This window comes from Devosia ginsengisoli (genome assembly GCF_024707105.1).
Lineage (GTDB): Bacteria > Pseudomonadota > Alphaproteobacteria > Rhizobiales > Devosiaceae > Devosia > Devosia ginsengisoli_A.
The window spans coordinates 695,547-722,096 of record NZ_JANQAJ010000011.1 but is presented as its reverse complement, the minus strand read 5'-3'; the positions used below and the strand labels follow the sequence as shown (position 1 = coordinate 722,096).

Genomic DNA, 26,550 nt, shown 5'->3' with positions numbered 1-26,550 from the left:
GGCAAAACGTTCAACAGGGCGGCGAATGCGGATAAACCACTGATCCTGCTGCGTTTGACTTCTCCCACTCGACATCCGCCTTGACTCCGCCACACACTCCCGGCAAACGCCGCGCAACTGGACAGCCGGCTTGCGGATTGTCTAACTGATCGCAGAGGGGGCCATATCATGACCAGCTACGCATTCACCTTTCCCGGACAGGGCAGCCAGGCCGTCGGCATGGGCAAGGATCTGGCCGCTGCCTATCCCGAGGCGCGCGCCGTATTCCAGGAAGTCGATGAGGCCCTGGGCCAGCGTCTCTCGGCCATCATGTTCGAAGGTCCGGACGATATTCTGCGCCTCACCGAAAACGCCCAGCCGGCCCTGATGGCCGTCAGCGTCGCCGTCATCCGCGTGCTCGAAGCCAAGGGCATCCGCCTTGCCGATCACGCCGCCTATGTCGCCGGCCATTCGCTCGGCGAATATTCGGCCCTTTGCGCCGCGGGCACCTTCTCGCTGTCCGATACCGCCCGCCTGCTCAAGACGCGCGGCCAGGCCATGCAGAAGGCCGTGCCGGTCGGTCACGGCGCCATGGCCGCACTGCTCGGCCTTGATCTCGAAACCGCCCAGGCGGTGGCCGCCGAGGCAGGGCAGGGCGACGTCTGTGACGTTGCCAACGACAACGCCCCCGGCCAGGTCGTCGTTTCCGGCGCCACCGCCGCTGTCGAGCGTGCCGTCGAACTCGCCAAGGGCAAGGGCGCCCGGCGCGCCCTGCTGCTGCCCGTCAGTGCCCCCTTCCACTGCTCGCTCATGCAGCCGGCCGCCGAGGCCATGGCCGTCGCGCTGGCCGAAGTCAGCATGAACGCCCCCGTTGTGCCGCTTGTCGCCAACGTTCTGGCCACCCCGATTTCCGATCCGGCCGAAATCCGCCAGCGCCTGGTCGAACAGGTCACCGGCGTTGTCCGCTGGACCGAGAGCGTCACCTGGCTCACCGGTCAGGGCGGCGTGACCCATCTGGCCGAATTGGGCACCGGCAAGGTCCTCACCGGCCTGGCCAAGCGCATCAATGCCGAAGCGACCGCGACAGCGGTCGGCTCGCCTGCAGATATCGATGCTTTCGTTGCTGAACTCACCGCCTAACTTGAATCAAGCCGTTAAGCGCTTGAATCACTATCTCCATCGGGAGGACTAAATGTTTGATCTGACTGGCAAACGTGCCCTGGTAACCGGCGCCAGCGGCGGCATTGGCCGCGAAATTGCCAAGGCGCTAGCCGCCGCCGGCGCCACCGTGGCCCTGTCAGGCACCCGCGTGGGCGCGCTGGAGGATACCGCCAAGGAAATCGGCGGCACCTGCCCGATTCTGCCGGCCAATCTCAGCAAGCTCGATGAGGTCGACAAGCTCGTCCCCGCAGCCGAAGCGGCCATGGGCGGCCTCGATATTCTCGTCAACAATGCCGGCATGACGCGCGACAATCTCTTCATGCGCATGAAGGATGAGGAATGGGACGAGGTCATCGCGGTCAACCTCACCGCCGCCTTCCACCTCAACCGCGCAGTGCTGCGGGGCATGATGAAGCAGCGCTTCGGCCGCATCATCGGCATTTCCTCGGTGGTCGGCGTCATGGGCAATCCGGGGCAGGGCAATTATGCCGCCTCCAAGGCCGGCCTGATCGGCATGAACAAGGCGCTGGCCCATGAAGTCGCCAGCCGCAACATCACCGTCAATTCCATCGCGCCCGGCTTCATCGCCTCGGCCATGACCGACGAGCTCAACGACAAGCAGCGCGAGTCGATCCTCTCGACGATCCCCTCCGGCCGCCTCGGCACCGCGCAGGAAGTTGCCGCCTGCGCCGTTTTCCTCGCCAGCGATGCGGCGGGCTACATCACCGGCCATACGCTCAACGTCAATGGCGGCATGGCCATGATCTGACTGGCCCGGCCGGTCTTCTCCATGCGGGTTCTTCTGGGCAAAAGCCTTGGAAACGAGGCATGGAGCGGCTGGCGGAGCCCCATCAAGTGTGATACTCGCCGCCGCTGGCACCGGTGGTGGACTGCCTTGCAGACGCCCGAAAGCGCGCCTACATTGCCGCCAAGTCAGCCAAACGGTGCTTGAAGATTTGGCACTGCGCCAATAAGAAGCGAAACGAAACGTCGATTTCGAAAAAGGAAGTCTAATATGAGCGATGTCGCTGATCGGGTCCGCAAGATCGTTGTGGAACACCTCAATGTGGATGCCGAGAAGGTTGTCGAAAAGGCCAGCTTCATCGACGATCTGGGTGCGGACTCCCTTGACCAGGTCGAACTGGTGATGGCCTTCGAAGAAGAATTTTCGGTTGAGATTCCCGACGACGCTGCCGAGTCGATCCAGACTTTCGGTGATGCCGTGTCGTTCCTCACCAAGGCCGTCGGCTAAGCCCGTCGGGCTTGGGCCGGGTTAGGCAGGCACAGCATGGAATTGCGCCGCGTCGTTGTCACCGGGTTGGGCCTTGTTACGCCCCTCGGTACCGGAGTTGAAGCCACCTGGGCCAATATCCTGGCCGGAAAGAGTGGCGCCAAGCGGATCGACGACTTTCAGGTCGATGATATCGCCTGCCAGATCGCTCATCGCTTGCCGCTCGGCGACTATGCCGAGGGCAAGTTCAATCCCGATGAGTGGATGGACACCAAGGAACAGCGCAAGGTCGATCCCTTCATCGTCTACGCCATGGCTGCTGCACAGCAGGCCATCGAGGACGCCGGGGTCGAGCCGAAAACCCAGGAAGAGCAGGAACGCACGGGCGTCCTGATCGGCTCGGGTATCGGTGGCGTGGGCGGCATCTACGATGCCTCCATCACCCTGCACGAAAAGGGTCCGCGCCGGATCAGCCCCTTCTTCATTCCCGGCCGCCTGATCAATCTGGCCTCCGGCCAGGTCTCCATCCGCTTCGGCCTCAAGGGGCCGAACCATTCGGTGGTCACCGCCTGCTCCACCGGCGCCCACGCCATTGGCGATGCGGCAAGGCTAATCGCGCTCGGCGATGCCGACGTGATGGTGGCCGGTGGCGCCGAAAGCTGTGTCAACCGCCTGTCGCTGGCCGGCTTCGCCGCCGCCCGTGCGCTCTCGACCGGCTTCAACGACAATCCCGAAGCCGCCTCCCGTCCTTACGACAAGGATCGTGACGGCTTCGTCATGGGCGAGGGCGCCGGCATCGTCGTCCTCGAAGACTATGAGCGGGCCAAGGCCCGCGGCGCCAGGATTTATGGCGAAGTGATCGGCTATGGCCTTTCCGGCGATGCCTATCACATCACCGCTCCCTCGCCCGATGGCGATGGCGGTTTCCGCGCCATGAGCGCCGCCATCAAGCGCGCAGGCATTTCCCCGTCCGAGATCGACTATATCAATGCCCACGGCACCTCGACGCCGCTTGGCGACGAGATCGAGCTGGGCGCGGTGACCCGCGTGCTGGGCGATGCCGCCGAAAAGGCGGTGATGAGCTCCACCAAGTCGGCCGTCGGTCACCTGCTGGGTGCCGCCGGTTCGGTCGAAGCCATTTTCTGCCTGCTGGCGATGCGCGATGGTATCGCGCCGCCGACACTCAACCTCGACAATCCCTCGGTCGATACGGTGATCAACCTGGTGCCCAAAAAGGCATTCAAGAAGGAGATCAACGTGGCGCTGTCCAACAGCTTCGGCTTCGGCGGCACCAATGCGACCCTGGTCATGCGCAAGGTCAGCTGATCTTCCTCCGGTTGTGGACGGGCATATCGTGCGCGAATGCAGCCTCGTGTTGATATTGCGCTGAATTTGGTCAAACTCACCGGGTCATTCCCGCGAAATGACCCGGTGGGAATACAACAAGACCCGTCGCATCCCAATGCGCACGGGCTCCGAGGGTGATCCAGCACGATGAATGATCGCAAGGTCCGGCGCCGCCGCCGCTCAAGCAACGGTTTCGTTGATATCCTCAACGGCTTGCTGACGCTGCTGGTTCTCGGCCTGCTGGTTGCCGGCGGCATCGTGCTCTATGGCGCCTCCCAGTTCTATGGCGAAGGTCCGCTTACCGCCGAAACCACTTTCCGCGTCGAAGCCGGCTCCGGCCTCTCCTCCATCGGCCCGCGCCTCGAGGAACAGGGCCTCATCTCCAATCAGTATATTTTCCAGGTCGGCAGCCGCGTCGCCAATATCGAAGGCACGGTCAAGCAGGGCGATTTCCGCATTCCGGCCGGCGCCAGCATGGCCGATATCCTGCGCGAGCTGATCGAGGGCAACCCGATCCGCTATGCCGTCGTCATCCCCGAAGGCTGGACCTCGTGGGAGGCCGTGCAGCGCCTCAATGCCGATGCCAATATCACTGGCGAGATTTCCACGCTCCCCCCAGAAGGTTCCATTCTGCCCGGCAGCTACGACTACGTGCCCGGCGATACCCGTCAATCCGTGCTCGAGCGGATGCAGGCCGCCATGACCACCGAACTGGCCACTGTCTGGGAAGCCCGCCAGCCCGACCTGCCGCTCGAAACGCCCGAACAGCTCCTCGTCCTCGCCTCCATTGTCGAACGGGAAACCGGCGTCGCCAGCGAGCGTCCGCAGGTCGCCGCCGTCTTCGTCAATCGTCTGCGCACCGGCATGCGCCTGCAGTCCGATCCCACCATCATCTACGGCATCACCAAGGGGCAGGGCTCTCTGGGCCGCGGCCTGCGCCGCTCCGAAATCGAGGCGCAGACGCCCTACAACACCTACCAGATCGATGGCCTGCCGCCGACGCCCATCGCCAATCCGGGCATCGACTCTCTCAAGGCCGTCGCCAATCCCGACACCCACGACTACCTCTATTTCGTGGCCAAGGGCGCCTCGCCCCGCGAGGGACACGTCTTCGCCGAAACCTATGCCGAGCACCAGCAGAATGTCGCGCAATACCGCCGCATAGCCGCCGAAGCCGCCGCCCAGGCGGAGGCCGATGCCGAAGCCGCCCGTCAGGCCCTCGAAGCAGAGGAAGCCGGCGAGGCTCCGGCAACGGAGTGAGCCAGCCCCTCGCCAGCATGACTGGCTATGCCCGTGCCGCCGGCTCGGTGCCGGGCGCGTCCTTCGCCTGCGAGGTGAAATCGGTCAATGGTCGCGGCCTCGATATTCGTCTGCGCCTCGCTCCCGGCTTCGACGCGCTGGAAAGCGACATCCGCCAGCGCATCGGCAAGCAGGTCTCGCGCGGCTCGCTCACCCTCAACCTTTCCGTCGAGCGTGACGGGGCAGGGGGCGATCTCCTGCTCAACCGGCAGGCCCTTGCTACCGTCCTGTCAGCCATCGATGAATTGCGCGGCGCCGTCCAGGCCGCCCCGCCCAGCCTCGATGGCATTCTCGGCCTTAAGGGCGTGCTCGAACAGCGCGACCGGCCCCTCTCGCCGGATGCCGAGGAATCCCTGGCCGCGGCCATTCTCGACGCCACATCCCGGGCTCTCGCCGATCTCGTCCTCGCCCGCCGCCAGGAAGGCAGCCAGATCGCCGCTGTCCTGCTCGAACGTCTCGACGAGATCGAGGCCCTCGTCCAGCGCGCCGAAGCCCACCCCGCCCGCAGCCGCGACATCATTCTCGCCAAACTGCGCCAGCAGGTCGCCGATATCGCCGCCGATATCGCCATTCCCGAAGATCGCCTGGTGCAGGAAGCCCTGCTGCTGGCCACCAAGGCCGATATCCGCGAGGAGCTCGACCGCCTCACCGCCCATATCGCCTCGGCTCGCCAGCTCATCCGCGGCGGCGGCGCCGTTGGCCGCCGGCTGGATTTCCTCGCCCAGGAATTCAACCGCGAGGCCAATACGCTGTGCAGCAAATCCAATGCGGTGGAGCTCACCGCCATCGGCCTTGACCTCAAGGCGGCGATCGATCAACTACGCGAGCAAGTGCAGAACATCGAATAGGATCTGGCTGATGGAATTTCAGCGCCGCGGCGTCATGCTGGTCATCGCTTCGCCCTCGGGCGCCGGAAAATCCTCGATTTCGCGCGCACTGTTCGGCGCCGATCCCAATATCCGGCTGTCCGTCTCGGTCACCACCCGCGCCCGCCGCACCGACGAGGTCGAGGGCAAGCACTACTATTTCATCGATATCGAGACCTTCAAGCGCATGCAGGCCGATGGCGAATTGCTGGAATCGGCCGAAGTTCACGGCAATTTCTACGGCACGCCCCGTGCCCGCGTCGAGGAACAGCTCGCCGGCGGCAACGACATCCTCTTCGATATCGACTACCAGGGCACGCTCCAGCTCTACAAGAACAGCCGCAAGGACATGGTGACGGTCTTCATCCTGCCGCCCACCATCAAGGAATTGCGCGCCCGCCTCGAACGCCGCGCCCAGGACAGTGTCGGCACCATCGAAAAGCGCCTGCAGAACGCCCGCCGCGAGATGGAGCACTTCAACGAATATGACTATGTCATCGTCAACGAAGACCTGGAAAAGTCCGTCGCCCGCGTCCGCTCCATCCTCGTCTCCGCCCGCCTGGAACGCGACCGCCAACTGAACTTGTCCAGCTTCGTCAAAGACTTGCAGAGCCAGATCGATTCTCTTTGAGACTTCGAACCTGCCGTAGGCAAAATCGCTCCAGTGGAGCGATTTTAGGTGAGAAGGCCATGAGAGCTATGCTCGAATGGCACGAAGGTTTGGCAAACTCGATCGTCACCCTCGGGCTCGACCCGAGGGCTCTACACTTGCGGTGCATTGGGTTAGTACAGTGCCCTCGGGTCAAGCCCGAGGGTGACGCGCGGTGGAGTTGGTGATGTTCGTGAATAGATGCCGTACATGACCCCACCCGCCATCCGCCGCGGCACCCCCGAATTCCTCCGCGCCAACATCGCCTTCTTCCTCTCCGCCTTTTCGGTCTTCGCCTCGCTCTATTCGGTCCAGCCCCTGCTGCCCATGTTCGCGCAATATTGGGTGCGCGACGCCGGCACCGCCTCGCTGGCCCTCTCGGCCACCACAGCCACCATGGCCGTCGCCCTGATCCCCGCCAGCCTGCTCGCCGATCGCCTCGGCCGCCACCGCTTGATCGTCGGGGCGCTGCTCATCACCGCCATTCTTGGCATGCTGCTGCCCTTCACCCAGGTCTGGTGGCAACTCATCACCCTGCGCACACTGATGGGGCTGACCCTGGCCGGTATTCCCGCCGTGGCCATGGTCTATCTCTCCGAGGAAATGGACCCCGAGGCCCTGGGCTATTCCATGGGCCTCTATATCGGTGGCACGGCCATTGGCGGCATGGCCGGGCGCGTCATTTCCGGCGTGCTGTCCGATTTTCTGGGCTGGCGCCTCGGCACCGGCATTCTTGCCGGGCTGATCCTCGTCGCCGCCATTGCCGTCGCCATCCTGCTGCCCCGACCGCGCCACTTCGTCCGCGACCCCATCGGCCTTGCCACCCTCTGGCGCCGCTGCCGCGCCAGTTTCGACGATGCCGCTCTGCCCTGGCTCTTCGCCAGCGCTTTCCTGCTCATGGGCGGCTTCGTCACGCTCTACAATTATGCCGGCTTCCGCCTCGCTTTGCCGCCCTTCCTGCTCAGCCACTCGGCCATCGCCTTGATCTTTCTCGTCTACCTGCTGGGTAGCGCTAGCTCTACCTGGGCCGGCGGTCTCTCGCAGCGGTTGGGCCGGAGAAGGTGTTCTGGGCGCTGGTCGCGCTGATGGGCGCGGGCATGGCTGTCACCATGCTCGACAATACCTTTGCCGTCATTCTCGGTCTCGCCATAGCCACGATGGGCTTTTTTGCCGCCCATGGTGTCGCCAGCGCCTGGGTCACCCGCCGTGCTCGCATCGGCAAGGCGCAGGCCTCGGCCATCTACCTCGTCGCCTATTATCTCGGCGCCTCGATCCTCGGCACACTGGGCGGCTACGCTTGGACCGCCTGGGCCTGGCCGGGCGTCATGCTGGTCAGCGGCGGCGCCGCCACGCTGGCGCTCCTCGTGGCCGTGCGGCTCATCTTCATCGCCCCACTCCCGACGCCAGAGCAGCCGTCGGAGCCTGTGGCGGGGTTATAGTATCTGGCTGTCCCGCACAAAAATGTGCGGCACATTGCATTTCGAACCTTTTTGTGCGAAACCTGTGAAGAATGGGGGGCAGCATGAAGCGCGACCAACTCCTTCGCCAGTTGAACAAGGACGCCAAAGCGTTGGGCCTTGAGCTTGTGGTGGATATGGCGCGAGGCAAGGGCGGGCATTGTGTTGTCCGCTGCAATGGCCGGTTTTCGCTTATCAAATCGGGAGAAATCACCCCGATTATGGAAAAGGTCATCCGGAAACAACTGGGGCTTTAGCATCGGAAAGGAACAGCGCATGACGTGCTATTTCGCAACCTTCGAGCCGGATGAGGGCGGCTTCCTCGTCACCTTTCCGGACCTGCCCGAGGCGATTACCGGTGGCAAGGACCGGGCGGAAGCTCTCGCCAATGCGCAGGACGCTCTTGAGGTGGTCCTGCTCACCTATCTGCAGGACGGCAAGGCTTTCCCGCCGCCCGCCGCCAATACAGGCGAACCCATCGCCATATCCGCCAATGTCGAAGTCAAGATCGCCTTCATCGAGGCATTCCGCGCCTCTGGCCTCACCCGTGTCGCGCTCGCCGCGCGCATGGGTAAGCAGGAAACCGAAGTGCGGCGCATGCTCGACCCCTATCACGCAACCAAGCTGGCCAGCATGGAAGCCGGTCTGCGCGTTCTGGGCAAGCAACTGGTCGTCTCGGTACGCGACGCCGCCTGAGCACCGCTAAGCGTTCCGCAGTCCCGGCAACGCCCGTGCCATGGCCAGAAACGCCTCCACCGGCAGTTCCTCCGCCCGCTCATCGCCCTTGAGCCCGCCGGCTGCCAACAGCCGCTCCACCGGCACGCCCGCCGCCTTGAGGCTCTGCCGCACCATCTTGCGCCGCTGGCCGAAGGCCGCGCGGGTGATGTGCTCGAGATTCTTCACCGTCACGTCGTCATCGACCGGCTTGGGCACCAGATGCACCACGGCCGAAGTCACATTGGGCGGCGGCACGAAGGCCTGTCGTCCCACATTGAAGGCAATCCGCGCCTCGCTGCGCCATCCGGCCAGCACGCCCAGCCGCCCATAGGCGTCGTCGCCCGGCCGGGCACAGATGCGTTCGGCCACTTCCCGCTGGAACATCAGCGTCAGGCTCTCGAAAAAGCTCGGCCACGGGTCCAGCGTCAGCCACCCGGTCAATAGCGGCGTCGCGATATTATAGGGTAGGTTGGCGATGATCCGCGTCTTCCCATCAGCCAGCGCCCGATAGTCCATCTCCATGGCGTCGCCGCTGATGACAGTCAGCCGCCCCGGATAGGCCTCCGCGATTTGTGCCAGCGCCGGCAGCGCCCGCGTATCGCGCTCGATGGCTATTACCTCGCGCGCGCCTTCGGCCAGCAGCGCCCGCGTCAGCCCGCCCGGTCCCGGTCCCACCTCGATGACGCGCACGCCCTCCAGCGGTCCGGCCACCCGCGCAATGCGGGCGGTGAGGTTGAGGTCGAGCAAGAAATTCTGCCCCAGCTCCTTCTTGGCGCGCAGGCCATGCTCGGCGATCACCTCGCGCAAAGGCGGCAACTTGTCGATCTGGCTCATCGTGCCGCCGTCATCGCATCGGCCATCATGATGGCTGCAAGGAAGCTGGCGGGCGAGGCGCGGCCGGTGCCGGCCAGGTCGAAGGCCGTGCCATGGTCGGGCGAAGTCCGCACGATGGGCAGGCCCAGCGTCACATTGACCGCATCCTCGAAGGCCACCGTCTTGATCGGGATCAGCGCCTGGTCGTGATACATCGCCACGACAGCGTCATAGCGCGCCCAATGGGTGGGATAGAACAGCGTATCGGCGGGCAGGGGGCCTTCCACCCCGATCCCCTCGAACTGCAATTGCGCCACGGCCGGTCCCACGATTTCCAGTTCCTCCCGGCCGATGCCGCCGCCTTCGCCCGCATGCGGGTTGAGCCCGGTCATGCCGATCTGCGGATTGGCGATGCCGAAGCGATGCTTGAGATCATGCGCCACGATCCGCACCGTCTCGACGATCAGCTCTTTCGTCAGCAAGCCGGGCACATCCTTGATCGGCACATGGATGGTGACAGGCACGGCCCGCAGCCCGCCATGCGCCAGCATCATGACCGGCAGGTGTGGCTTGCCGCCATTGGCGCAGAGTTCGGCCAGGAATTCGGTATGGCCGGGATGCTTGAACCCGGCATGGTAGAGCGCGCCCTTGTGGATTGGTGCCGTCACCAGCCCGCGGCAGACGCCGGTCAGTGTCGCCGCAACCGCCGCTTCGATCGCGCCGATCACCGCCCCGGCCGAAACCGGCGAAACCTGGCCGGGATGGTCCTGTACCATGCCCTCGACCTGCGCCACGGGCAGGGCATGGGCGAAGACCGTACTGGCGCCCTCGGCGCCGACATCGCCAATATCGATGTTGAGCCCCAGCCGCAGCGCCCGCGCCCGCAGGAAGGGGGCGTCGCCGAACAGGCAGAAGGGCGGCAGCTTCAGGTCATGCCGCCGCGCATAGAGCGCCAGGATGATATCGGGGCCAACCCCCGCGGGTTCGCCCATGCTGATGGCCAGCGGCTTGTCCATCTCGGCCCCCAGGCAAGAGCGGACCCGATCCGGGGATCGGAAACGCGATAAACGAAGACCTCGGGCCCGCCTCTGCGGACCCGAACGCTTAGTTATAGATGATCTTGGCGCGGGCGCGCAGGTCCGCCAGATAGCTGGCCACTTCGCCTTGGAGCGCCTGGTTGCCCTGTTCGGCCCGCAGGTCGCTCTTGAGGAAGGTCAGGTCTTCCGCCTGCGTCTTCTCGCACACCGCGAGCATCGAGATGCCCGATTCAACCACGCGCGGCTTGGTGATGCCGCCCACATTCAGGCCGGCCAGTTCCTTGGCGATGGCTTCAGGCATCTGCGTGGCATGGCGGCGGCCCACATCGATCACAGCCGCGTCGGTATAGCCGAGCGACAGGTCCACCGCGCTGTCGCAGCCGGCGAATTTCGAGCGGTAATTATTGGCCTGGCCCGAGCGACCGCTCGAACCGGCCCCCACGAAGATGATTTCCTTGAGGATATAGTCGAAGGTCTGGAAAGCCTGCACCTGGCCCGCTGCCTGCTGGTCCAGCGCCAGTTCGGAAATCTGTACCTGGGGCATGATGGCCCGCTCGGTCACCGCGTTCCATGCAATGGCGGCGCGCAGGCGGTCCTGCAGCGTCTCGGTGCTCACGCCACCCTGCTGCAACAGGGCGACCAGCTTGTCCTGGCTGACATTCATGTTGCGGGCGATCTGCAGCAGCGCATCGTCGATCTGCGCATTGGACACTGTAACGCCCAGCCTTTTAGCCTCTTCGACCTGCAAGGCTTCGGTGATCAACTGTTCGGTGGCGCCGCGCGAGCCGGTCTTGTTGCCCTCGATGGCGAACAGCTTCACCCGCGCTGCGATCTGCAGGTCGGTAATGGGTGTCCCATTGACCGTCACGCGCACATTCTGTGCCGCCGCCGGCAGTGCCGCGGCAAGGCTCAGGACCACACCCATGATCATGGCGCCAGCAGCGCGCCCCCAAACAGTCTTGGCCATTGTCAGTATCCGCCTCGCGTCAATCCACCCGCCCTCAATGGGGCGGGAACAGCGCGCTGTCAATTGCCCCATGATTGAGGCCAAAATCCGATAGGTATGTTGTGCTTCACGTCAGGCCGCCATCACTGAAGCGCGACGCACCCTAGAAATCCGGTACGGCCACGCCGCCTGAATAGCCCACATTCAGCCCCGCCGGCGCCTTGAGCCGGAAAGTGGCGGTCAGGCGCGTGTCATTGGGCGTGGTATGGGTCGGCCCGGTGCGTGTCGCATTGGCCCCGATCACCAGATAGCCGTCGTCATAGACCACGCCGCCGCCCACCTGCAGCCAGTTATTGGCCGTCAGGTCCCAGTAGGTATTGGCCTTGATCGACCAGTATTCGGCCACCGGCACAGTGACGTCCCCGCCGATTTCCTGCCGCGGCAGCACCATGCCCTGGCCCGGATTGGCCTCCATATAGGTATAGCCCAGCGCGGCGCCCCAGCCGTCCTGGCTATAGCTGGCGCTGAGCCCCGCCCGCGCCACCTGCAGGTCGGCCGGATCCACCTGCAGCTTGCCGCCGAACTTCACTCCCGGCGTGAACGAGCCATAGGCCCCCAGCACCGCATAGGACGCCGTCGCATCCATGCCCGACCCCACCGCCGTATTGGCCTGTCCCGGCGTAGCAAAGGCATTCGCCCCTGCGATCTGGAACGATTGCCCCGCAATCAGCTCGATATAGCCGCCATCGGCGAAATTGGCCTGGTAGCGCCCGCCTACCGTGGCCCGCAGCCCGGTCTCCTGCCGGTCGCCGCCCGAAAAGCGGTTATAGCTGAACAAATTCGTGTCATCGAACACGAAGCTCTGTGCATCGTCATTGGTAATGCCGACACTGGTCGTGTCCGAGCCGCGCCACGCTACCTGCGCAATCGGTTCGATCAGGTGCACTGTCGAGCCATCGCTTGCCGCCAGCGGGAAGCGCACATCCATCGCCGCGATCGGCGTCGCGCTCCACAGCGTCGTCGCCCCGGGCAGCAGCGGGCTGGTCCCGTCGTAATAGGCCACATCCGCCCGCCCGCCGAGATAGGGCGTCGCCACGAACCCGCCGCCGCCGATCCACTGCGTCTGCCAGCCGGCTTGCAGGCTCAGATGCTGCTTGTTGCCCTCATAGCCATAGACATAGGGCACGCCATTGACCGTCCTGGTCGCATCGGCGCCACGCTGCACGCCCAGCAGGCGCCCGCTGATCTCGATCCGCCCATTGCCCGGTCCCAGCTCCTCGACATGCGCGAAGCGCAGGGCGGGCAGGGTCGAGCCCTGCTGTGCCTGCGTCGACGCCGCCACATCGCCCAGCAGGTTGAATTGCTGCACGCGCGCATCGATGAACGTGTCGTCGTTCACCTGCGTCGCATAGACTTGGTTCACCGTCGATTTGCCGATGGTCAGCCGGTAGTCCCGCAGATAGGCCGCATCGGTGAAAGCCGTATAGCTCCAGCCGACCGTCCAGTCCGTCACCGGCCTGAATTCGCCCGAGGTCTGGATGGCCCCGCGCCAGTCGCGCTTGGCTTCGGCAAAGGTGAAGGCGGTCTGGTCGAGCTGGTAGAGCCCCGAAGCCTTGATCTGGAACGAGCCATTGTCGAAGCGCTGGATCCATTCCGCGCCCATCAGGAAGCCCTGCCGGCTCATCAGGGTCGGCGTCAGGATGATGTCGGTCCAGCGGCTGGCATAGGCGTAATAGGGCACTTCCAGCACATGCCCGGTCTTGTCGCTATAGTCGTAGCGCGGCATCCGCAGATTGGCGAGCGCCGACTCGCTGGTGTCGGGCAGCCACAGATAGGGCAGCCACGCCACCGGAATGCCCAGCAGCGCCAGGGTCGGCTGCTCGAGATAGAGCGAGCCGTCCTCGGCATTATAGGTGATGCGCGACGCATTCACCGACCAGCCGATGCGCCGCCCGGCATCGTCGATACAGTCCCCGCACGGGGCATAGCTGGCCTGTTCCATCAGCGTCCGCAGGGCCGCGTCATAATCCACGCTGTCGGCGGTGATCCGCGCCCCGTCATAGGTGGTGATGGTCAGTGAGTTGAGAAAAGCCTGCTTCATCCCGCCGGTTATGTCGAGATCGGTCATGTCAGCGACATTGCCTGACGGGTCGGTCACGCTCACCTGGCCGACGAATTTCACCCTATTGCTGGCCCGGTCATAGACCAGGTTCTGCCCGGTCACCGTATAGCCGCCCTGGCTCAGCACCACGTCGCCATTGGCGGTGATGATATTGGTCCGGCTGTCGAAAGTCAGCGTATTGGCCTCGACCCCCACAGGGGCGGCCGGGTTGACCGGGGCGCTGAAAAAATCCCGTGGGACAATGCCTTGGGCGAAAACGCTTGAGCTGAGGGTAAGCGCAAGCAGCGCGCTGGCCAGGACCAGGCGGCGCGGCGGCATCCCCCTTCTCGCCTTCGCCTTCATACTCACGCGCGCCCGTCTTCCTTGTGCAGCAGCACCGTCACGCCGATGACGATGGCCACGAACGCCGGTCCGACTGCCGCAAACGTGGGATCGAGAACGCCGGTCGACCCGGCACGGTCGGCCATCTCGGTAATCACGAAAACAACGAACCCGAGCACGATCCCGTAAAGGACCGCTGGACCATAATTAGAGCCTCTTCGATAACCTGCGGTAAACGCAAAAGCAATGAACAGCGACCCCGTCAACACCAGCGGCAGCGCCAGTAGCTTGATGAGGCGCATCGTCGCAGCCGTCCTTATGCTGCGGTCGGAAACCCCCGTGCGCAGCAGCTCGGCCAGTTCGAAGAAGGTCAGGTCTTCGGTCGAGGACAGTTTCAGCCCCAGTTCGGCCGCCGACGAGTTGGTGGGCACCCGATAGTTGAACACCGGCTGGGCCGGCTTGCCGGGGTTGCGGACGATCCCCCCTCGGAAATACCCATTCCCCGCCTTCGAGCACCGCCTCGCCGGCTTCGACGCGTTCGTCGGCGCTGTCGCCGAGGTGAAACAGCGTCACCTGGCCCAGTACCGAGCCGCCCGGCCGCATGCCGGTGGCCATCATCACGTAATGCGTGTCGCCGCTGCGCTGTTCGAGCCACACTTCGCCCGGCGGCGTCAGCAGCGCGGTCTGCCCGGGCGGGGTAGGGTAGAGCTGCCGGTTGAGCTGGGTGCTGACCGTTTCCAGGCCCAGCGCCACCACCAGGCTCACCAGCGCCAGCGCGATGACCGGCGCCCGCACGATGCGCCAGATCGACAACCCGCTGGCCTGGATCACCGTCAGTTCATGCTTGGCCTTGAGGTCGAGAAAGCCCAATGCGGCGCCCATCAGCACGGTCACCGGCAGCGTCTTGATCGTCCATTTCACCGCGCTGGCCGCCACCATGACCAGCGCCATCGGCACGCCATGCTCGTCGGCCACGAAGTTGAACCGCCAGGTGTCCAGCGACTCCACCAGCGCGATCAGCCCGTAGAACACGAACACCGTCACCCCGATGCGGCTGCCGAGCCGGTTGAGCACCAGCCAGTCGATCCTCGTCATGGCGCCACCGCCACGGGCAGCGCGCGCGGCCGCGTCCGCACCAATAGGGCAATGCCGGCGATAACGATCATCGCCAGCGCGCCCGTCGCCGTGCCCAGCGGGCTATAGGCGCTCAGGCCCCGCTCGCCAAAGGCGATCAGCAGCACGCCCGCTTCCATCGGCACCGGAATGCGCGCCCGCCTGCCGCTCGGAAAGCCCATCAGCGCCAGCATCATCATCGCCATGCCGATCACCCGCAGCCCCTCGGCCATGCGGTTGGCCAGCAGCGTCACCAGCGCCGGGCTCCACCGTCCCGTCGCCATCGCCTCGCCGACCAGCGACGGCGTATCCCGCTCCAGCAGCGGATTGCTCTGGCCGATGGGTTGTGACAACTGATCGACATTGACGTCATAGCGTCCGAAGGTGATCTCCGAAAACCGTCCTTTATCGCTGTTATATTGCAGCGAACCGTTGCGCAGCTCGAGCACATAGGTCTGCCCGTCGCTCGCCACCCGCGCCGATTCCGCGATATAGGTCCGCCGCATTTCCTTGTCCCGCCGGTCGTCGGCGAAGAATTCGCGGATTTCGCCATTGGGCCCGCGTCCTCCGATCAGCAGCACCACGCCCGGCGTCACCTGGGTAAAGCGCCCCGGCCGCAGCGTCGAACTCACCAGGTCCGCCGCGATGCTGGCGCTGAGGGCATTGAGCTTGCGATAGGCATAGGGCTCGACGAAATTCGATAGCAGCAGCACCCCGACCACGCCGGCGCCGGCCACCACCGCCGTCGCCCGCCACAGCGATCCCAGCCCGTAGCTGGTATGGATGATATGCAGTTCCCTGTTGGCCTGCAGCGCCTGCAGCGCCCGCGCTAGCCCGATACCGACGCAGACATAGAAAAAGGCGATGGCCAGCGGCGGCATCGTATAGAGCGCCTGCACGCCCAGCACCCAGATGCTCTGCCCCTTCACCGACACCACGTCGAACGAGCGCAGGCAATTGACCAGCCACAACAGGAAGCACACCACGCCGAACAGAATCAGCGCGTCCGTCACGAACAGGCGTGCAAGATAGGCTGTCAGTCTCTTCATGCGGTCGGCCAGTATCTCCGGTGCGAGCCGGACCTTGGTGCAGTTCGCCGCCCCAGACAAGCACACACAACCTTATACGCGGAATTGTCCGCAGCCCTGTTGCGCGATTGACGCTGCCGCGATCCTGTCGCACCCACAATGTCATTCCCGCGAAAGCGGGAACCTCTGTTTCTTTTGCAAAGTCGGTCAAAAAACAGGGGTTCCCGCTTTCGCGGGAATGACCCGGTGTTAGTATCGCACCTGATCTCCTCTCGTCCGCGCGAATCTCGCCCGCTCTGCCAAGGCCCTCAATGTCCCAGTCCATCACCATCCGCACCGCCGCCCATACCGGCGTCCCTGCGGGCCTCACCGTCATCTACGCCGCCGAAAACGAAGCCCCATCAGGCGCTGCCGCCGCCGTCTGGGCCACCACCGGCCTCGCCTGGGCCGAGACCGCCGAAGCCGGCGCCTTCAAGGGCAAGCAGGGCCAGGCGCTCGACGTGCTCGGGGCAGGGGGCAAGCGCCTGCTCGTGCTCGGCCGCGGCAAGAGCGATGCCGATGTGCCCCTCAATGGCTGGACCGACCGCGGCGGCTCGCTTCTCGCCAAACTCGCCGCGACCCGCGCCGAAACTGTGGCTGTCGTCATCGATGAGTCCGGCGCCACATCGGCCGCCATCGGCGAACTCGCCGCCGGCCTGCGCCTGCGCCACTATCGCTTCGACAAATACAAGTCGGCCAAATCAGATGACGCCCCGGCTTCGCTCGCCGTCACCCTGCACGTTGCCGATCCCGCCGCCGCCGATGCCGCCATTGCCGATCGCGGCGCCACCGTCGACGGCACGCTGCTCGCCCGCGACCTGATCAACGAACCGGCCAACGTCCTCGGCCCGGTTGAATTCGCCGCCCGCGCCGCCGAACTGGCCGGGCTCGGCGTCGATATCGAAGTGCTCGAACCCGAAGCCCTCGAAAAGCTCGGCATGAATTCGCTGCTCTGCGTCGCCCAGGGCTCGGACCGCCCGGCGCGCCTCGTCGTCATGCAATGGCGCGGTGGCGATGTCGGCACGGCGCCGCTCGCCTTTGTCGGCAAGGGCGTGGTCTTCGATACCGGTGGCATCTCCATCAAGCCCGCCGCTTCCATGGAAGACATGAAGGGCGATATGGGTGGCGCCGCCGCGGTCACCGGCCTCATGCTGGCGCTGGCCACCCGCAAGGCCCCGGTCAATGTCGTCGGCGTCATTGGCCTCGTTGAAAACATGCCTTCGGGCAACTCCGTCCGCCCCGGCGACATCGTCAAGGCCATGAGCGGCACTACGATCGAGGTCATCAATACTGATGCCGAAGGCCGCCTCGTGCTGGCCGACGCCCTCTGGTACACGCAGGACCGCTTCAAGCCCCGCTTCATGATCAACCTGGCGACCCTGACCGGCGCCATCGTCGTCGCCCTCGGCCACGAACATGCCGGCCTTTTCTCCAACAATGACGAACTGGCCAGCCGTCTCCTCGGCGCCGGCATCGCCGCCAACGAAAAGCTCTGGCGCATGCCGCTGACCCCCGCCTACGACAAGATCATCGAGTCCAAATTCGCCGATATCCGCAATTCCGCCGGCCGTCCGGCCGGCTCCATCCTCGCCGCCCAGTTCCTGCAGCGCTTCGTCAACGACACGCCCTGGGCCCATCTCGACATCGCCGGCACCGCCTTCTCCGCGGGCAATACCGAGGTCAACACCTCCTGGGCCCCCGGCTTCGGCGTCGCCCTGCTCGATCGTCTGGTCAGGGATCACTACGAACGGTAAAGTGTGCCGAGCTTCCGGTCAGGACGAGACGAAAATGGTGGGTTTCGAGAACCGGAGCGGAGCGTACTCCAGTACGTGAGCACCGGAAGCGCAGACACCCGCCATTTGCAGGCCGTCATGGCCGGAAGATCGGTACACTTTATGGCTGACGTCCTCTTCTACCACCTTGAACCCCGACCCCTCGAAGCAGTCCTTCCAGCCCTGCTGGAAAAGACTCTCGAACGCGGTTGGCGGGCCGTGGTGGAGGTCGGCTCCACCGAACGGGCCGAAGCGCTCGATTCCCATCTCTGGACCTACCGCGAAGACAGCTTCCTCGCCCATGGTCTGGCCGGCGATGAAACCGACGCGCACCAGCCCGTCCTCATCACCACAAGCGTCGACAATCCCAATCAGGCCAATGTGCGGTTTTTCGTTGACCGGGCCGTGCCGCAATCCGCCGACGGCTATGAGCGAATTGTCTATATGTTTTCGGGACATGACCCCGATGCCGTCGCCGAAGCGCGCTTGGCGTGGGTGGCTCTCAGGGGTAACAGTACGTTAACCTATTGGCAGCAGGAAGCGAATGGCCGCTGGGTCAAGAAAGCCTGATCGTCACGCCATCTTGCCGTAGAGTTCGTCCACCATCTGCGCCACCTTGATGGCCGAATAGATGCTGCCATAATTGATGTTGCCGTTGGAGGCGACCAGCGCGCCGGAGGCCACGGCCGGCAGCCGCTGCCAGGTCGGTTCCCCGTCCAATAGTGTGGCGCCTTCTGGCGAGGTCGTCGCGAGGATGATGCCGTCGACCTGGCCCAGCGTATCGCCGAAGGCCTCCGCCGGAATCTCGCCGCTGTCATATTCCTGCCCTTCCTTGGGTGGGATTGTCTTGGCGCCGAGATCGGCAAGTACCTGCGGCTGCAGCATTTTCGGCCCGTTCATCACATAGAGCGTGCCTTCCCATGGCTGCACGCTCACCACGGTCCTGGTGGCCAGCTTCTCGCCATGCCGCGCCTTGATCTCGGCGATCAGCCCCTCGTATTCGGCAATCGCCGCGTCGCCGGCGCCGTCCATGCCCAGCAGCGTCGCCAGCTCGCGGAACGCCTCCTTCCACGGCTTGGCGCCCGACGTGGTCACCACCGGCGCGATGTCGCGCAGCCGGTTGGCCGGCCACCACACGCTGTCCGGGTCATAGTCGGCGCAGATGATCAGGTCCGGGTCCGAAGCCAGCACCTGCTCGATATTGACCTCCGAGCCATAGAACTCCAGTCCCTCGGGAACCGGCACCCAGCTCCCCGGCGTGGAATGGCCATAGCCTACCACCGGCAGGCCCAGCGCCAGCGCCGGCTGCAGGTCGAGCCGCGAGTCGATGGCGACGACGCGCTGGGGCGAAACCGGAATGTCATAGGTGCCGTAAATCGTTGTGACGGAACGGGTTTCCTGCGCAAAGGCACGACCGGGCAGCATGGCGCCAAGCGCCAGGCCCGCGGTTCCAAGCGTGAAATTGCGACGATTGAGCTTGATGGACATCGGGATCGATCCGGAGCGTTTCACTGGCTCGCTACTGGATCGATTTTTAGTTGAGTGTCAATATCAACTTATAGCCGGAACATCAGAATTTGGAGGTCTTTTCCTTGCCCGCGCCGGTCTGCCGCGGCACCGGCGCCACCGTTTCGGGCATGTTGGCCTCGTAGAGTTCCATGAAGTCGGCCATCATCTCGTAGCAGAAAATGACTTCCACCGTGTCCGGATCATAGAAGGCATTGGCCTCCCCGCAGCGCTGGGCATTGAACAGCACCGGGTGGCGCAGGTTGTAATTGCTGCGCAATTCGTCGGCCACCTGGTCGAACACGCCGCTCGATTTGAAGGCATCGGCGGCTGCCCGCAGCCGTCCGCCGGCATCGTGATAGGTCACGATAACCTCGGTGCCGCGTCCGTTCTTGTTGCTGCGCGCGCCCAGCAGGCCCTTGAAGGCCCGGTCTACCGTATCATAGTCCCAGTAGCAGCTTTCCTGCCGGTCGCGCTCCATGCGGTATTCATTGGCGATGGGCCGGAACGCCGTCTCGTCCATGCCCACCATCAGGCAGACGATCTGGTAGGCGCGCTGCTTGTCGAGGCTGTGCCCGGCCGCATAATCGCTCTCGTCGCCGCCGCTGTCATAGGCAACGCCCGACAGGATCCAGCCCTGCGCCGCGTCGGCCAGTGCCCGGTCGCTCTCCGGCGTCCGCTTGTTGAGCAGGGTCCAGGTGGCCATGTTGTCCGCCGCATCCTCTTCCCGGCCCAGAATGGGCAGGTCAAGCTGGTCGAACAGCAGGTGAGCCACCTCGTGATAGAGCGTGAACAGGCTGTTATTATAGGCAAACCGCCGGATTTCCGCGCGCTGCGCCTTGGTCATGTCCTGCGCTTGGGCCAGCCCGGGAATCCAGAGCAGGCAGACCAGCAAAGCAAAGACCAGCTTGAAACCAGGGCGGCGCATGATGCACTTTCGATGGCGTCTTGAGCTGCCAGCAAATGGCAACCGAGTGTCACTGTCAACGGGCAGCCGGCGGCAAGGTTAGTGCTTTCCGGGCGCCCAGTCCTTGTCGGCCAGCTCGAAACCCGAGAACTCGAAGCCCGGCGCCACGGTGCAGCCCACCAGCGTCCACGCCCCCGTGCTGACGGCCGATTGCCAGGTTGCTGTCGGCACCACGACCTGCGGCCGTTGCCCGGCATCGAGGTCTGGCCCCAATATATGTTCATCGACGCTCTCGCCGTCGGAAATCCGCAGTTTCAGGGGCGAACCGGCATAGAAGTGCCACACTTCCACGGCGTCGATACGGTGCCAGTGCGAAGCGTCGCCGGCCTCCAGAAGATAATAGATCGCGGTCGAACGCGCCCGGCCACTGGCCTTGTCGCCATCCTCGAACGTGCGTGCATACCAGCCCCCTTCGGGATGCGGGCGCATCCCCAGGGTAAAGATCACGTCCTTGGCGGCGAGCTTGCTCATGCGCGCTCTGCGTCCTCCAGCTCGGCGCTCAGCACCAGCCATTGTTCTTCGGTGGTCTCGAGGTCGGCCGCAAACCGGGCCTTGTCCTTGCCCAGGGCGATCACCCGGTCGGGAGCGCCGTTGTAGACCTTGGGGTCCTCGAGCTGGGCATCGATTTTGGCGATTTCCACCTTCAAACGGGCAATCTTGGTTTCCGCATCCTTAACGGAATTCTTGAGCGGCGCGATCTCGGCACGCCGCGCCGCCGCTTCCTGCTTGCTCAGCTTGCGCTCGCCCTTGCCGCCATTCCTGGGCTCCTTGGTCGAGGTGATGTTGCGCTGGTAGGTGTCGAGATCCTCGTCCAGCTCGCTGATCGTGCCGCCCTCGGCAATCCACAGCGTATCGCAGGTCGCTTCGATCAGGTGGCGGTCGTGGCTGATGATCAGCACGGCGCCCTCATAATCGTTGAGCGCATGCACCAGCGCATCGCGGCTGTCGATGTCGAGATGGTTGGTCGGCTCATCGAGGATCATCATCCCCGGCCCGTTGAAGGTGATGATGCCCATCAGCAGGCGCGCACGCTCGCCACCACTGAGGTTCTTGGCCTTGGTGTCCATGCGGCTGGTGGTCAGCCCCATCTGGTTGAGCCGGCTCCGGCGCCTTGCCTCATTGTCCTTGGGCATCAGGTCGACCATATGCTCCAGCGGCGTCCATTCCGGCTGCAACTTGTCCATCTGGTGCTGGGCGAAATGCGCGATTTCCAGCTTCTTGCCCTTGTTGAGCCGCCCGGCCATCGGCGCGATATCGCCAGCCAGGAGCTTGGCGAAGGTCGACTTACCGTTGCCGTTGACGCCGATCAGCGCGATGCGGTCATCGGGGTCGATGCGCGTGGTGATGTTGCGCAATATGGTCTTGTCGCCATAGCCGGCGGCCACGCCATCCAGCGTGATCATCGGGGTAGGGGGCTCGTGTTCCGGCTGCTGGAATTTGAACGGCGCCGCATATTCATCGAACATCGCCGCCGGTGGTTTCAGCTTCTCGATCATCTTCATGCGCGACTGGGCCTGCTTGGCCTTGGTCGCCTTGGCCTTGAAGCGGTCGACGAATTTCTGCAGATGCGCAATCTGGTCCAGAGATTTCTCGCGGCTCTTGTTGTTGAGCTCCATCTGCAGCCGCCGAGTATTCTCGAACGTGTCGTAATTGCCCTTGTAGAAGGTCAGCTTGCGATGCTCGAGATGGATGATCGAACTGACCGACTTGTTGAGCAGGTCGCGATCATGGCTGATCATGAAGACCGTATAGGGATAGGTGGCCAGGTACTTTTCCAGCCACAGCGTGCCTTCGAGGTCGAGATAGTTGGTCGGCTCGTCCAGCAGCAGCAGGTCGGGCTGGCTGAACAGCACGCCGGCCAGCGATACGCGCATGCGCCAGCCGCCCGACAGTTCATGCGTTGGCGCATTCTGCCGGTCCTGCTCGAAGCCCAGTCCTTTGAGAATGGCCGAAGCGCGCGCCTCGGCCGAATGGGCGTCGATATCGGCCAGGCGGATATAGATTTCGCTGATCCGGTCCGGGTCCGTCGCCGTCTCGGCCTCCGCCATCAGCGCCGTGCGCTCCTTGTCGGCGGCCAGCACCACGTCGAGCACGCTTTCATTGCCGGCTGGCGCTTCCTGCGCCACCGCCCCGATCCGCGCCTTCCTGTTGAGCTCGATCGACCCCGAATCCGCGCCGATATGGCCCTGGATCAGGTGGAACAGCGTGGTCTTGCCCGTGCCGTTCTTGCCGACAAATCCGGTCTTGGACCCCGTCGGCAACACCACCGAGGCGTCTTCGAACAGTTCCCGGCCCTGGATGCGATAGGTGAGGTTGTTGATAGTGAGCATGGTCAGGCAATCTGAGGAGAGGGCAGGCTGCGGCACGCAACGGACGAAACCGTGGCAACCGGCCTGCGACAAAGTGTTTGGCGTTGGATAGAGTTAAGCGACCCTTATGGCAACCGGCTTTGCCGCATGGCCGCTGCCCGCGGATCAGGGCAGCAGTCCGGGCAGGTCCGCCAGAAATCCCTCGCGCACCACCGGCCCGAGATTGTCGGCCGACCGCTCCCCGTCAACTCGCAGCCGCGCGAACACCACGACATTCCCATCCCGCTGCGCCCAGCCGACGAACCAGCCCAGCGGCCGGTCGCGGTAGTAAAGCCCCTGGTCATCCGACACCCAGCCGCTGCCGGTCTTGCCACTGACCGACCAGTCTCCGGCCGCGAAATCGGGCAGGATCGCCGCCGCCCAGGCCTGCGCATTCGTATTGAACGACAACCCACCCTGTAGCAGCCGGCGTATAAAGGCGACCTGCTCGTCCGGTGAGGTGCTCAGCGACGCGCCGAGCCAGCCATGCGTCAGCCCGTTATTCTTGCCCGGCGCGCCCGACACGTCCCCATTGCCATAGCCGAGCTCGGCCACATACCGCCCGAACGCCTCGCTCCCCAGCAGCCGGGTGATCTCACGCGAATACCAGAGCACGGAGTCCCGCTCCCACACGGTCGGGTCCACCGGCTTGTGGTCGCGCTCCGGCGCTGTCAGTCCGGCATGCCATTCCCAGCGCGGCGTTTCGCCATCGATGAGAATGCCCGCCTCATAGCCGATCACCGCCAGCGGCAGCTTGAAGGTCGAAAATGGCGCGAAACGCTGGTCGCATATGCCCTCCCGCACCAGCACAGCCCCGCTATGCCCATCGAGGATAACGGTGCAACTGACGGGCTCGGCCGCGGTGGCATGGCTGGCGGCGAGGCCAAGGGCAATAACGGGCAGGAGGTGACGCAGGCGGAGGAACATGACGCTGGGCTTCCGGGAACGCTTTGCCGCGACTAACGCAACCGGCATGTCGAAAATGTGGAGCCTGGATGGCGGGCGCCGGGAATGTGCCGCACACGGCCCGTCTTGCGCCCGTCAAACTCTCCCGTTACAAGGCGCCACCTTTCCAACAGACCCATTCAAGGATCGACCCTCATGGCGCTCGAACGCACCTTCTCCATCATCAAGCCCGATGCCGTCCGTCGCAACCTCATCGGCAAGATCATCGCCAAGTTCGAGGAAGCCGGTCTCCGCCCGATCGCGCTGAAGAAGATCCACATGACCCGCGCCCAGGCCGAAGGCTTCTACGCGGTCCATAAGGAACGCCCCTTCTTCGGTGAACTGGTCGAGCAGATGATCGCTTCGCCTGTCGTCGTGCAGGTGCTGGAAGGCGAAGGCGCCATCCTCAAGAACCGCGAAGTCATGGGCGCCACCAACCCTGAAAATGCTGCCCCCGGCACCATCCGCAAGGAATTCGCCCTGTCCATCGGCGAAAACTCGGTCCACGGTTCCGACGCTCCGGAAACCGCCGCCACCGAAATCAAGTTCTTCTTCAACGACGACGAACTGGTGGGCTGATGCCCTACGTCAACGTTCGTATTCTTGAAGACAACGTCACTGCCGAACAGAAGGCCGACGTGATTGCCGGGATTACGGACGTGCTCGTGCGTGTTCTGGGCAAGAACCCGGAAAAGACGTTCGTCGTGATCGATGAAGTCCCGCTCGAGAACTGGGGTCTTGGCGGCAAGTCCGTCGCCGAGCTGCGCAAGCAGCCCAAGGCCTGACCGGCCCCCGGATCGAAATACCAGGCCGCCCGCCGGGCGGCCTTTTTGCTTTGATTGTGCTATACCCATCCAACCGCGAAGGCCGAGGAATTTTCTCGGTGCGGCAATGACGCCAAATGATTGGTCGGCGTCCAAGAAAGCCAAAAATGTCCCTGCCTGAAACCATCCTCCCCCCGCTCGCCCGCGCGCTCGCCGCCAAGGGCTACGAAACCCTGACGCCGGTACAAGCTGCCATCATCGAAGACGAAACCGCTGGCCGCGACCTGCTCGTCTCCGCCCAGACCGGCTCCGGCAAGACCGTTGCCTTCGGCATGGCCATCGCGCCGACTTTGCTTGAAGACGCCGAGCGCTTCACCGAAATCGGCGCGCCCCTGGCCCTCGTTATCGCGCCCACGCGCGAACTGGCCCTCCAGGTCCAGCGCGAACTCGATTGGCTCTATGCCGAAGCCGGCGCCCGCACCGCATCCTGCGTCGGCGGCATGGATGCCCGCGCCGAGCGCCGCGCCCTCGAACGGGGCGCCCATATCGTTGTCGGCACGCCTGGCCGCCTGCGCGATCACATCACCCGCGGCGCCCTCGACATGTCGGCCCTGCGCGCTGTCGTGCTCGACGAAGCCGACGAAATGCTCGATCTCGGCTTTCGCGAAGACCTCGAATTCATCCTCGACGCCGCCCCCGAAGACCGCCGCACCTTGCTGTTCTCGGCCACCGTGCCCAAGCCCATCGCCCAACTGGCCAAGACCTTCCAGCGCGATGCCCTGCGCGTCGCCGCCTCAAGCGCCACCGAACAGCACGCCGATATCGACTACAAGCTGATGCTGGTGCCCGCGGCCGAGCGCGAAAACGCCATCATCAACACGCTGCTCTATTTCGAGGCGGTCAACACCATCGTCTTCGCCTCCACCCGCGAGGGCGTGAAGCACCTCTCGGCCCGCCTGCATAATCGTGGTTTCGACGTCGTCACCCTCTCCGGCGAACTCAGCCAGGCCGAACGCACCAATGCGCTGCAGGCCATGCGCGATGGCCGCGCCCATATCTGTGTCGCCACCGACGTTGCCGCCCGCGGCATCGACCTGCCCAATCTCGACCTCGTCATCCATGCCGACCTGCCGACCAATCCCGATACGCTGCTGCATCGCTCGGGCCGCACCGGTCGGGCAGGGCGCAAGGGCACCTGCGTCATTATCTCGCCGATGCATCGCCGCAACGTCGCCCAGCGCATCCTCAAGACCGCCCGGCTCGACGTCTCGATGATGCAGCCCCCCTCCGCCGAGGAAATCGAGGCCCGCTACCGCGAGAGCATCCTGTCGAGCGAGGCGCTGACCGTGCCCGCCACCGAGGAAGAAACCGCCTTCATCGCCCAACTCATGGCGCGCCACACGCCCGAAGCCATCGCCGCCGCCTATCTGCGCCAGCAACTCGCCGCCCGTCCAGCCCCCGAGGACGTCTCCGACGCCCCGGTCTTCGACAAGCCCGGCGACAAGGACCCGCGCACCCGCGAGCGCTTCGAAGGCGGCACCTGGTTCAAGGTTTCGGTCGGCCGCAAGCACAAGGCCGAGCCGCGCTGGCTGCTGCCCATGCTGTGCAAGGCCGGCGGCGTCACCAAGACTGCCATCGGCTCCATCCGCATTTTCGACACCGAATCCATCTTCGAAGTCGCCGCCCAGAAGGCCGATGCCTTCGCCAGGAGCATCGAGAAGAACGGCTCCGGCGAACGCGGCGTCACCATTTCCGCCGTCGATGGTCCCGGCGAACGCCGCTCCGGCCCGCCGCCATCCCAGCGCCGTCCGCCCGGTCCCATCGAGCGCTACGACCCCAATGCCCCACGCCCCGAACGCGCCGACCGCAAGGCCCGCTACGGCTCGGCCGGCCTGCGCCCTGACGATTTTGCCGAGCCGGCCACCGGCGCTTGGGATCCGGCCGCCGAAACGCCACGCCCGCCGAAGCCGCACGACGACAAGCCCCGCCCGCCCAAGCCCGCCAAGGCCCCGCCCAACAAGGACAAGGGCAAGCCCAAATGGGCCGGCAAGGACGGCGCCAAGGCCAAGAAGGACCACAAGCCCAAGCGCAAGCCGCAAATCTGATCTCTGAGGCCTCATGGT

General features: G+C 64.6%; 27 protein-coding genes and 1 pseudogene. 16 read left to right on the top strand and 12 right to left on the bottom strand.

Annotated features, from left to right (window positions below):
• Nucleotides 1-168: 168 nt before the first annotated feature.
• The 11 genes from fabD to NVV79_RS17500 all read left to right on the top strand — a co-directional run bounded on the left by fabD (nucleotide 169) and on the right by NVV79_RS17500 (nucleotide 8,685).
• Nucleotides 169-1,119 carry an ACP S-malonyltransferase gene (gene fabD, locus NVV79_RS17550; protein WP_303991888.1) on the top strand — a complete coding sequence of 317 codons (951 nt, stop codon included), beginning with the start codon at nucleotides 169-171 and terminating at the stop codon, nucleotides 1,117-1,119.
• A 52-nt stretch (nucleotides 1,120-1,171) separates the two neighbouring features.
• Nucleotides 1,172-1,909, top strand: coding sequence for a 3-oxoacyl-[acyl-carrier-protein] reductase (gene fabG / locus NVV79_RS17545; protein ID WP_303991885.1), 738 nt, complete (start codon nucleotides 1,172-1,174; stop codon nucleotides 1,907-1,909).
• A 246-nt stretch (nucleotides 1,910-2,155) separates the two neighbouring features.
• Nucleotides 2,156-2,392: an acyl carrier protein gene (locus NVV79_RS17540; RefSeq protein ID WP_035100440.1), complete on the top strand. Its 237-nt coding sequence runs from the start codon at nucleotides 2,156-2,158 to the stop codon at nucleotides 2,390-2,392.
• 42 nt (nucleotides 2,393-2,434) lie between these two features.
• Nucleotides 2,435-3,697: a beta-ketoacyl-ACP synthase II gene (gene fabF / locus NVV79_RS17535; RefSeq protein ID WP_303992755.1), complete on the top strand. Its 1,263-nt coding sequence runs from the start codon at nucleotides 2,435-2,437 to the stop codon at nucleotides 3,695-3,697.
• A 168-nt stretch (nucleotides 3,698-3,865) separates the two neighbouring features.
• Nucleotides 3,866-4,978 (top strand): endolytic transglycosylase MltG, encoded by a 1,113-nt coding sequence (gene mltG, locus NVV79_RS17530; protein ID WP_303991868.1) that lies wholly within the window; start codon nucleotides 3,866-3,868, stop codon nucleotides 4,976-4,978.
• A complete protein-coding gene (locus tag NVV79_RS17525; RefSeq protein ID WP_303991866.1) occupies nucleotides 4,975-5,865 on the top strand; it encodes a YicC/YloC family endoribonuclease in 891 nt (296 codons plus the stop codon). The genes mltG and NVV79_RS17525 overlap by 4 nt, the downstream gene beginning before the upstream one ends.
• A gap of 10 nt (nucleotides 5,866-5,875) precedes the next feature.
• The gene (gmk, locus tag NVV79_RS17520) at nucleotides 5,876-6,514 is read left to right on the top strand and encodes a guanylate kinase (protein WP_303991863.1); all 639 of its coding nucleotides are present in this window, start codon (nucleotides 5,876-5,878) and stop codon (nucleotides 6,512-6,514) included.
• 228 nt (nucleotides 6,515-6,742) lie between these two features.
• Nucleotides 6,743-7,618, top strand: coding sequence for an MFS transporter (locus NVV79_RS17515; protein ID WP_303991860.1), 876 nt, complete (start codon nucleotides 6,743-6,745; stop codon nucleotides 7,616-7,618).
• A complete protein-coding gene (locus NVV79_RS17510) occupies nucleotides 7,594-7,971 on the top strand; it encodes a hypothetical protein (protein WP_303991857.1) in 378 nt (125 codons plus the stop codon). Before NVV79_RS17515 ends, NVV79_RS17510 begins: the two co-directional genes overlap by 25 nt.
• Before the next feature lie 83 nt (nucleotides 7,972-8,054).
• Nucleotides 8,055-8,246 (top strand): hypothetical protein, encoded by a 192-nt coding sequence (locus NVV79_RS17505; protein WP_303991854.1) that lies wholly within the window; start codon nucleotides 8,055-8,057, stop codon nucleotides 8,244-8,246.
• A 19-nt stretch (nucleotides 8,247-8,265) separates the two neighbouring features.
• Nucleotides 8,266-8,685, top strand: a complete 420-nt coding sequence (locus tag NVV79_RS17500; RefSeq protein WP_303991851.1) for a type II toxin-antitoxin system HicB family antitoxin — start codon at nucleotides 8,266-8,268, stop codon at nucleotides 8,683-8,685.
• A 6-nt stretch (nucleotides 8,686-8,691) separates the two neighbouring features.
• On the opposite strand, the gene rsmA is transcribed toward NVV79_RS17500, so the two are convergent.
• The 7 genes and pseudogenes from rsmA to NVV79_RS17465 form a co-directional block, all read right to left on the bottom strand.
• Nucleotides 8,692-9,540: a 16S rRNA (adenine(1518)-N(6)/adenine(1519)-N(6))-dimethyltransferase RsmA gene (gene rsmA, locus NVV79_RS17495; protein ID WP_303991848.1), complete on the bottom strand. Its 849-nt coding sequence runs from the start codon at nucleotides 9,538-9,540 to the stop codon at nucleotides 8,692-8,694.
• On the bottom strand, nucleotides 9,537-10,535 hold the full coding sequence (gene pdxA, locus NVV79_RS17490; protein WP_303991845.1) for a 4-hydroxythreonine-4-phosphate dehydrogenase PdxA: 999 nt from the start codon (nucleotides 10,533-10,535) through the stop codon (nucleotides 9,537-9,539). Before pdxA ends, rsmA begins: the two co-directional genes overlap by 4 nt.
• Before the next feature lie 88 nt (nucleotides 10,536-10,623).
• Nucleotides 10,624-11,523, bottom strand: a complete 900-nt coding sequence (locus tag NVV79_RS17485; RefSeq protein WP_303991842.1) for a SurA N-terminal domain-containing protein — start codon at nucleotides 11,521-11,523, stop codon at nucleotides 10,624-10,626.
• Nucleotides 11,524-11,665: 142 nt separating this feature from the next.
• The gene (locus NVV79_RS17480) at nucleotides 11,666-13,942 is read right to left on the bottom strand and encodes an LPS-assembly protein LptD (protein ID WP_303991840.1); all 2,277 of its coding nucleotides are present in this window, start codon (nucleotides 13,940-13,942) and stop codon (nucleotides 11,666-11,668) included.
• Nucleotides 13,943-13,968: 26 nt separating this feature from the next.
• Complete coding sequence (locus NVV79_RS17475) at nucleotides 13,969-14,376, bottom strand: LptF/LptG family permease (RefSeq protein ID WP_303991837.1); 408 nt, start codon at nucleotides 14,374-14,376, stop codon at nucleotides 13,969-13,971.
• A gap of 46 nt (nucleotides 14,377-14,422) precedes the next feature.
• Nucleotides 14,423-15,040 (bottom strand): annotated as a pseudogene (locus NVV79_RS17470) (LptF/LptG family permease); the annotation flags it as partial.
• Nucleotides 15,037-16,107, bottom strand: a complete 1,071-nt coding sequence (locus NVV79_RS17465; protein ID WP_303991834.1) for an LptF/LptG family permease — start codon at nucleotides 16,105-16,107, stop codon at nucleotides 15,037-15,039. The pseudogene NVV79_RS17470 and the gene NVV79_RS17465, both read right to left, overlap by 4 nt.
• Before the next feature lie 290 nt (nucleotides 16,108-16,397).
• Here NVV79_RS17465 and NVV79_RS17460 point away from each other — a divergent pair, with 290 nt between their 5' ends.
• Together NVV79_RS17460 and NVV79_RS17455 are read left to right on the top strand one after the other, a co-directional pair.
• Nucleotides 16,398-17,879, top strand: a complete 1,482-nt coding sequence (locus NVV79_RS17460) for a leucyl aminopeptidase (protein WP_303991831.1) — start codon at nucleotides 16,398-16,400, stop codon at nucleotides 17,877-17,879.
• A gap of 141 nt (nucleotides 17,880-18,020) precedes the next feature.
• The gene (locus NVV79_RS17455) at nucleotides 18,021-18,467 is read left to right on the top strand and encodes a DNA polymerase III subunit chi (RefSeq protein WP_303991829.1); all 447 of its coding nucleotides are present in this window, start codon (nucleotides 18,021-18,023) and stop codon (nucleotides 18,465-18,467) included.
• A gap of 3 nt (nucleotides 18,468-18,470) precedes the next feature.
• On the opposite strand, the gene NVV79_RS17450 is transcribed toward NVV79_RS17455, so the two are convergent.
• The 5 genes from NVV79_RS17450 to NVV79_RS17430 all read right to left on the bottom strand — a co-directional run bounded on the left by NVV79_RS17450 (nucleotide 18,471) and on the right by NVV79_RS17430 (nucleotide 23,645).
• Nucleotides 18,471-19,385, bottom strand: coding sequence for an ABC transporter substrate-binding protein (locus NVV79_RS17450; RefSeq protein ID WP_303991826.1), 915 nt, complete (start codon nucleotides 19,383-19,385; stop codon nucleotides 18,471-18,473).
• A gap of 82 nt (nucleotides 19,386-19,467) precedes the next feature.
• Nucleotides 19,468-20,331, bottom strand: coding sequence for a DUF4344 domain-containing metallopeptidase (locus NVV79_RS17445; protein WP_303991823.1), 864 nt, complete (start codon nucleotides 20,329-20,331; stop codon nucleotides 19,468-19,470).
• Between the two features lie 78 nt (nucleotides 20,332-20,409).
• Nucleotides 20,410-20,841 carry a cupin domain-containing protein gene (locus NVV79_RS17440; protein ID WP_303991820.1) on the bottom strand — a complete coding sequence of 144 codons (432 nt, stop codon included), beginning with the start codon at nucleotides 20,839-20,841 and terminating at the stop codon, nucleotides 20,410-20,412.
• Nucleotides 20,838-22,700 carry an ABC-F family ATP-binding cassette domain-containing protein gene (locus tag NVV79_RS17435; protein ID WP_303991818.1) on the bottom strand — a complete coding sequence of 621 codons (1,863 nt, stop codon included), beginning with the start codon at nucleotides 22,698-22,700 and terminating at the stop codon, nucleotides 20,838-20,840. Before NVV79_RS17435 ends, NVV79_RS17440 begins: the two co-directional genes overlap by 4 nt.
• A 144-nt stretch (nucleotides 22,701-22,844) precedes the next feature.
• Nucleotides 22,845-23,645 carry a penicillin-binding transpeptidase domain-containing protein gene (locus tag NVV79_RS17430; RefSeq protein WP_303991814.1) on the bottom strand — a complete coding sequence of 267 codons (801 nt, stop codon included), beginning with the start codon at nucleotides 23,643-23,645 and terminating at the stop codon, nucleotides 22,845-22,847.
• A 174-nt stretch (nucleotides 23,646-23,819) separates the two neighbouring features.
• Between NVV79_RS17430 and ndk the strand changes: the two genes are divergently transcribed.
• The 3 genes from ndk to NVV79_RS17415 all read left to right on the top strand — a co-directional run bounded on the left by ndk (nucleotide 23,820) and on the right by NVV79_RS17415 (nucleotide 26,532).
• Nucleotides 23,820-24,242, top strand: coding sequence for a nucleoside-diphosphate kinase (ndk, locus tag NVV79_RS17425; RefSeq protein ID WP_303991811.1), 423 nt, complete (start codon nucleotides 23,820-23,822; stop codon nucleotides 24,240-24,242).
• Nucleotides 24,242-24,448 carry a 4-oxalocrotonate tautomerase family protein gene (locus tag NVV79_RS17420; RefSeq protein WP_146288660.1) on the top strand — a complete coding sequence of 69 codons (207 nt, stop codon included), beginning with the start codon at nucleotides 24,242-24,244 and terminating at the stop codon, nucleotides 24,446-24,448. The genes ndk and NVV79_RS17420 overlap by 1 nt, the downstream gene beginning before the upstream one ends.
• 146 nt (nucleotides 24,449-24,594) lie before the next feature.
• Nucleotides 24,595-26,532, top strand: coding sequence for a DEAD/DEAH box helicase (locus NVV79_RS17415; protein ID WP_303991807.1), 1,938 nt, complete (start codon nucleotides 24,595-24,597; stop codon nucleotides 26,530-26,532).
• Nucleotides 26,533-26,550 lie beyond the last annotated feature (18 nt).

Coding starts and splice junctions, on each gene's coding strand:
- fabD (WP_303991888.1), top strand. CDS start 169: ATGACCAGCTACGCATTCACCTTTCCCGGACAGGGCAGCCAGGCCGTC.
- fabG (WP_303991885.1), top strand. CDS start 1,172: ATGTTTGATCTGACTGGCAAACGTGCCCTGGTAACCGGCGCCAGCGGC.
- NVV79_RS17540 (WP_035100440.1), top strand. CDS start 2,156: ATGAGCGATGTCGCTGATCGGGTCCGCAAGATCGTTGTGGAACACCTC.
- mltG (WP_303991868.1), top strand. CDS start 3,866: ATGAATGATCGCAAGGTCCGGCGCCGCCGCCGCTCAAGCAACGGTTTC.
- gmk (WP_303991863.1), top strand. CDS start 5,876: ATGGAATTTCAGCGCCGCGGCGTCATGCTGGTCATCGCTTCGCCCTCG.
- NVV79_RS17515 (WP_303991860.1), top strand. CDS start 6,743: ATGACCCCACCCGCCATCCGCCGCGGCACCCCCGAATTCCTCCGCGCC.
- NVV79_RS17505 (WP_303991854.1), top strand. CDS start 8,055: ATGAAGCGCGACCAACTCCTTCGCCAGTTGAACAAGGACGCCAAAGCG.
- NVV79_RS17500 (WP_303991851.1), top strand. CDS start 8,266: ATGACGTGCTATTTCGCAACCTTCGAGCCGGATGAGGGCGGCTTCCTC.
- rsmA (WP_303991848.1), bottom strand. CDS start 9,540: ATGAGCCAGATCGACAAGTTGCCGCCTTTGCGCGAGGTGATCGCCGAG.
- pdxA (WP_303991845.1), bottom strand. CDS start 10,535: ATGGACAAGCCGCTGGCCATCAGCATGGGCGAACCCGCGGGGGTTGGC.
- NVV79_RS17485 (WP_303991842.1), bottom strand. CDS start 11,523: ATGGCCAAGACTGTTTGGGGGCGCGCTGCTGGCGCCATGATCATGGGT.
- NVV79_RS17480 (WP_303991840.1), bottom strand. CDS start 13,942: ATGCCGCCGCGCCGCCTGGTCCTGGCCAGCGCGCTGCTTGCGCTTACC.
- NVV79_RS17465 (WP_303991834.1), bottom strand. CDS start 16,107: ATGAAGAGACTGACAGCCTATCTTGCACGCCTGTTCGTGACGGACGCG.
- NVV79_RS17460 (WP_303991831.1), top strand. CDS start 16,398: ATGTCCCAGTCCATCACCATCCGCACCGCCGCCCATACCGGCGTCCCT.
- NVV79_RS17455 (WP_303991829.1), top strand. CDS start 18,021: ATGGCTGACGTCCTCTTCTACCACCTTGAACCCCGACCCCTCGAAGCA.
- NVV79_RS17450 (WP_303991826.1), bottom strand. CDS start 19,385: ATGTCCATCAAGCTCAATCGTCGCAATTTCACGCTTGGAACCGCGGGC.
- NVV79_RS17445 (WP_303991823.1), bottom strand. CDS start 20,331: ATGCGCCGCCCTGGTTTCAAGCTGGTCTTTGCTTTGCTGGTCTGCCTG.
- NVV79_RS17440 (WP_303991820.1), bottom strand. CDS start 20,841: ATGAGCAAGCTCGCCGCCAAGGACGTGATCTTTACCCTGGGGATGCGC.
- NVV79_RS17435 (WP_303991818.1), bottom strand. CDS start 22,700: ATGCTCACTATCAACAACCTCACCTATCGCATCCAGGGCCGGGAACTG.
- NVV79_RS17430 (WP_303991814.1), bottom strand. CDS start 23,645: ATGTTCCTCCGCCTGCGTCACCTCCTGCCCGTTATTGCCCTTGGCCTC.
- ndk (WP_303991811.1), top strand. CDS start 23,820: ATGGCGCTCGAACGCACCTTCTCCATCATCAAGCCCGATGCCGTCCGT.
- NVV79_RS17420 (WP_146288660.1), top strand. CDS start 24,242: ATGCCCTACGTCAACGTTCGTATTCTTGAAGACAACGTCACTGCCGAA.
- NVV79_RS17415 (WP_303991807.1), top strand. CDS start 24,595: ATGTCCCTGCCTGAAACCATCCTCCCCCCGCTCGCCCGCGCGCTCGCC.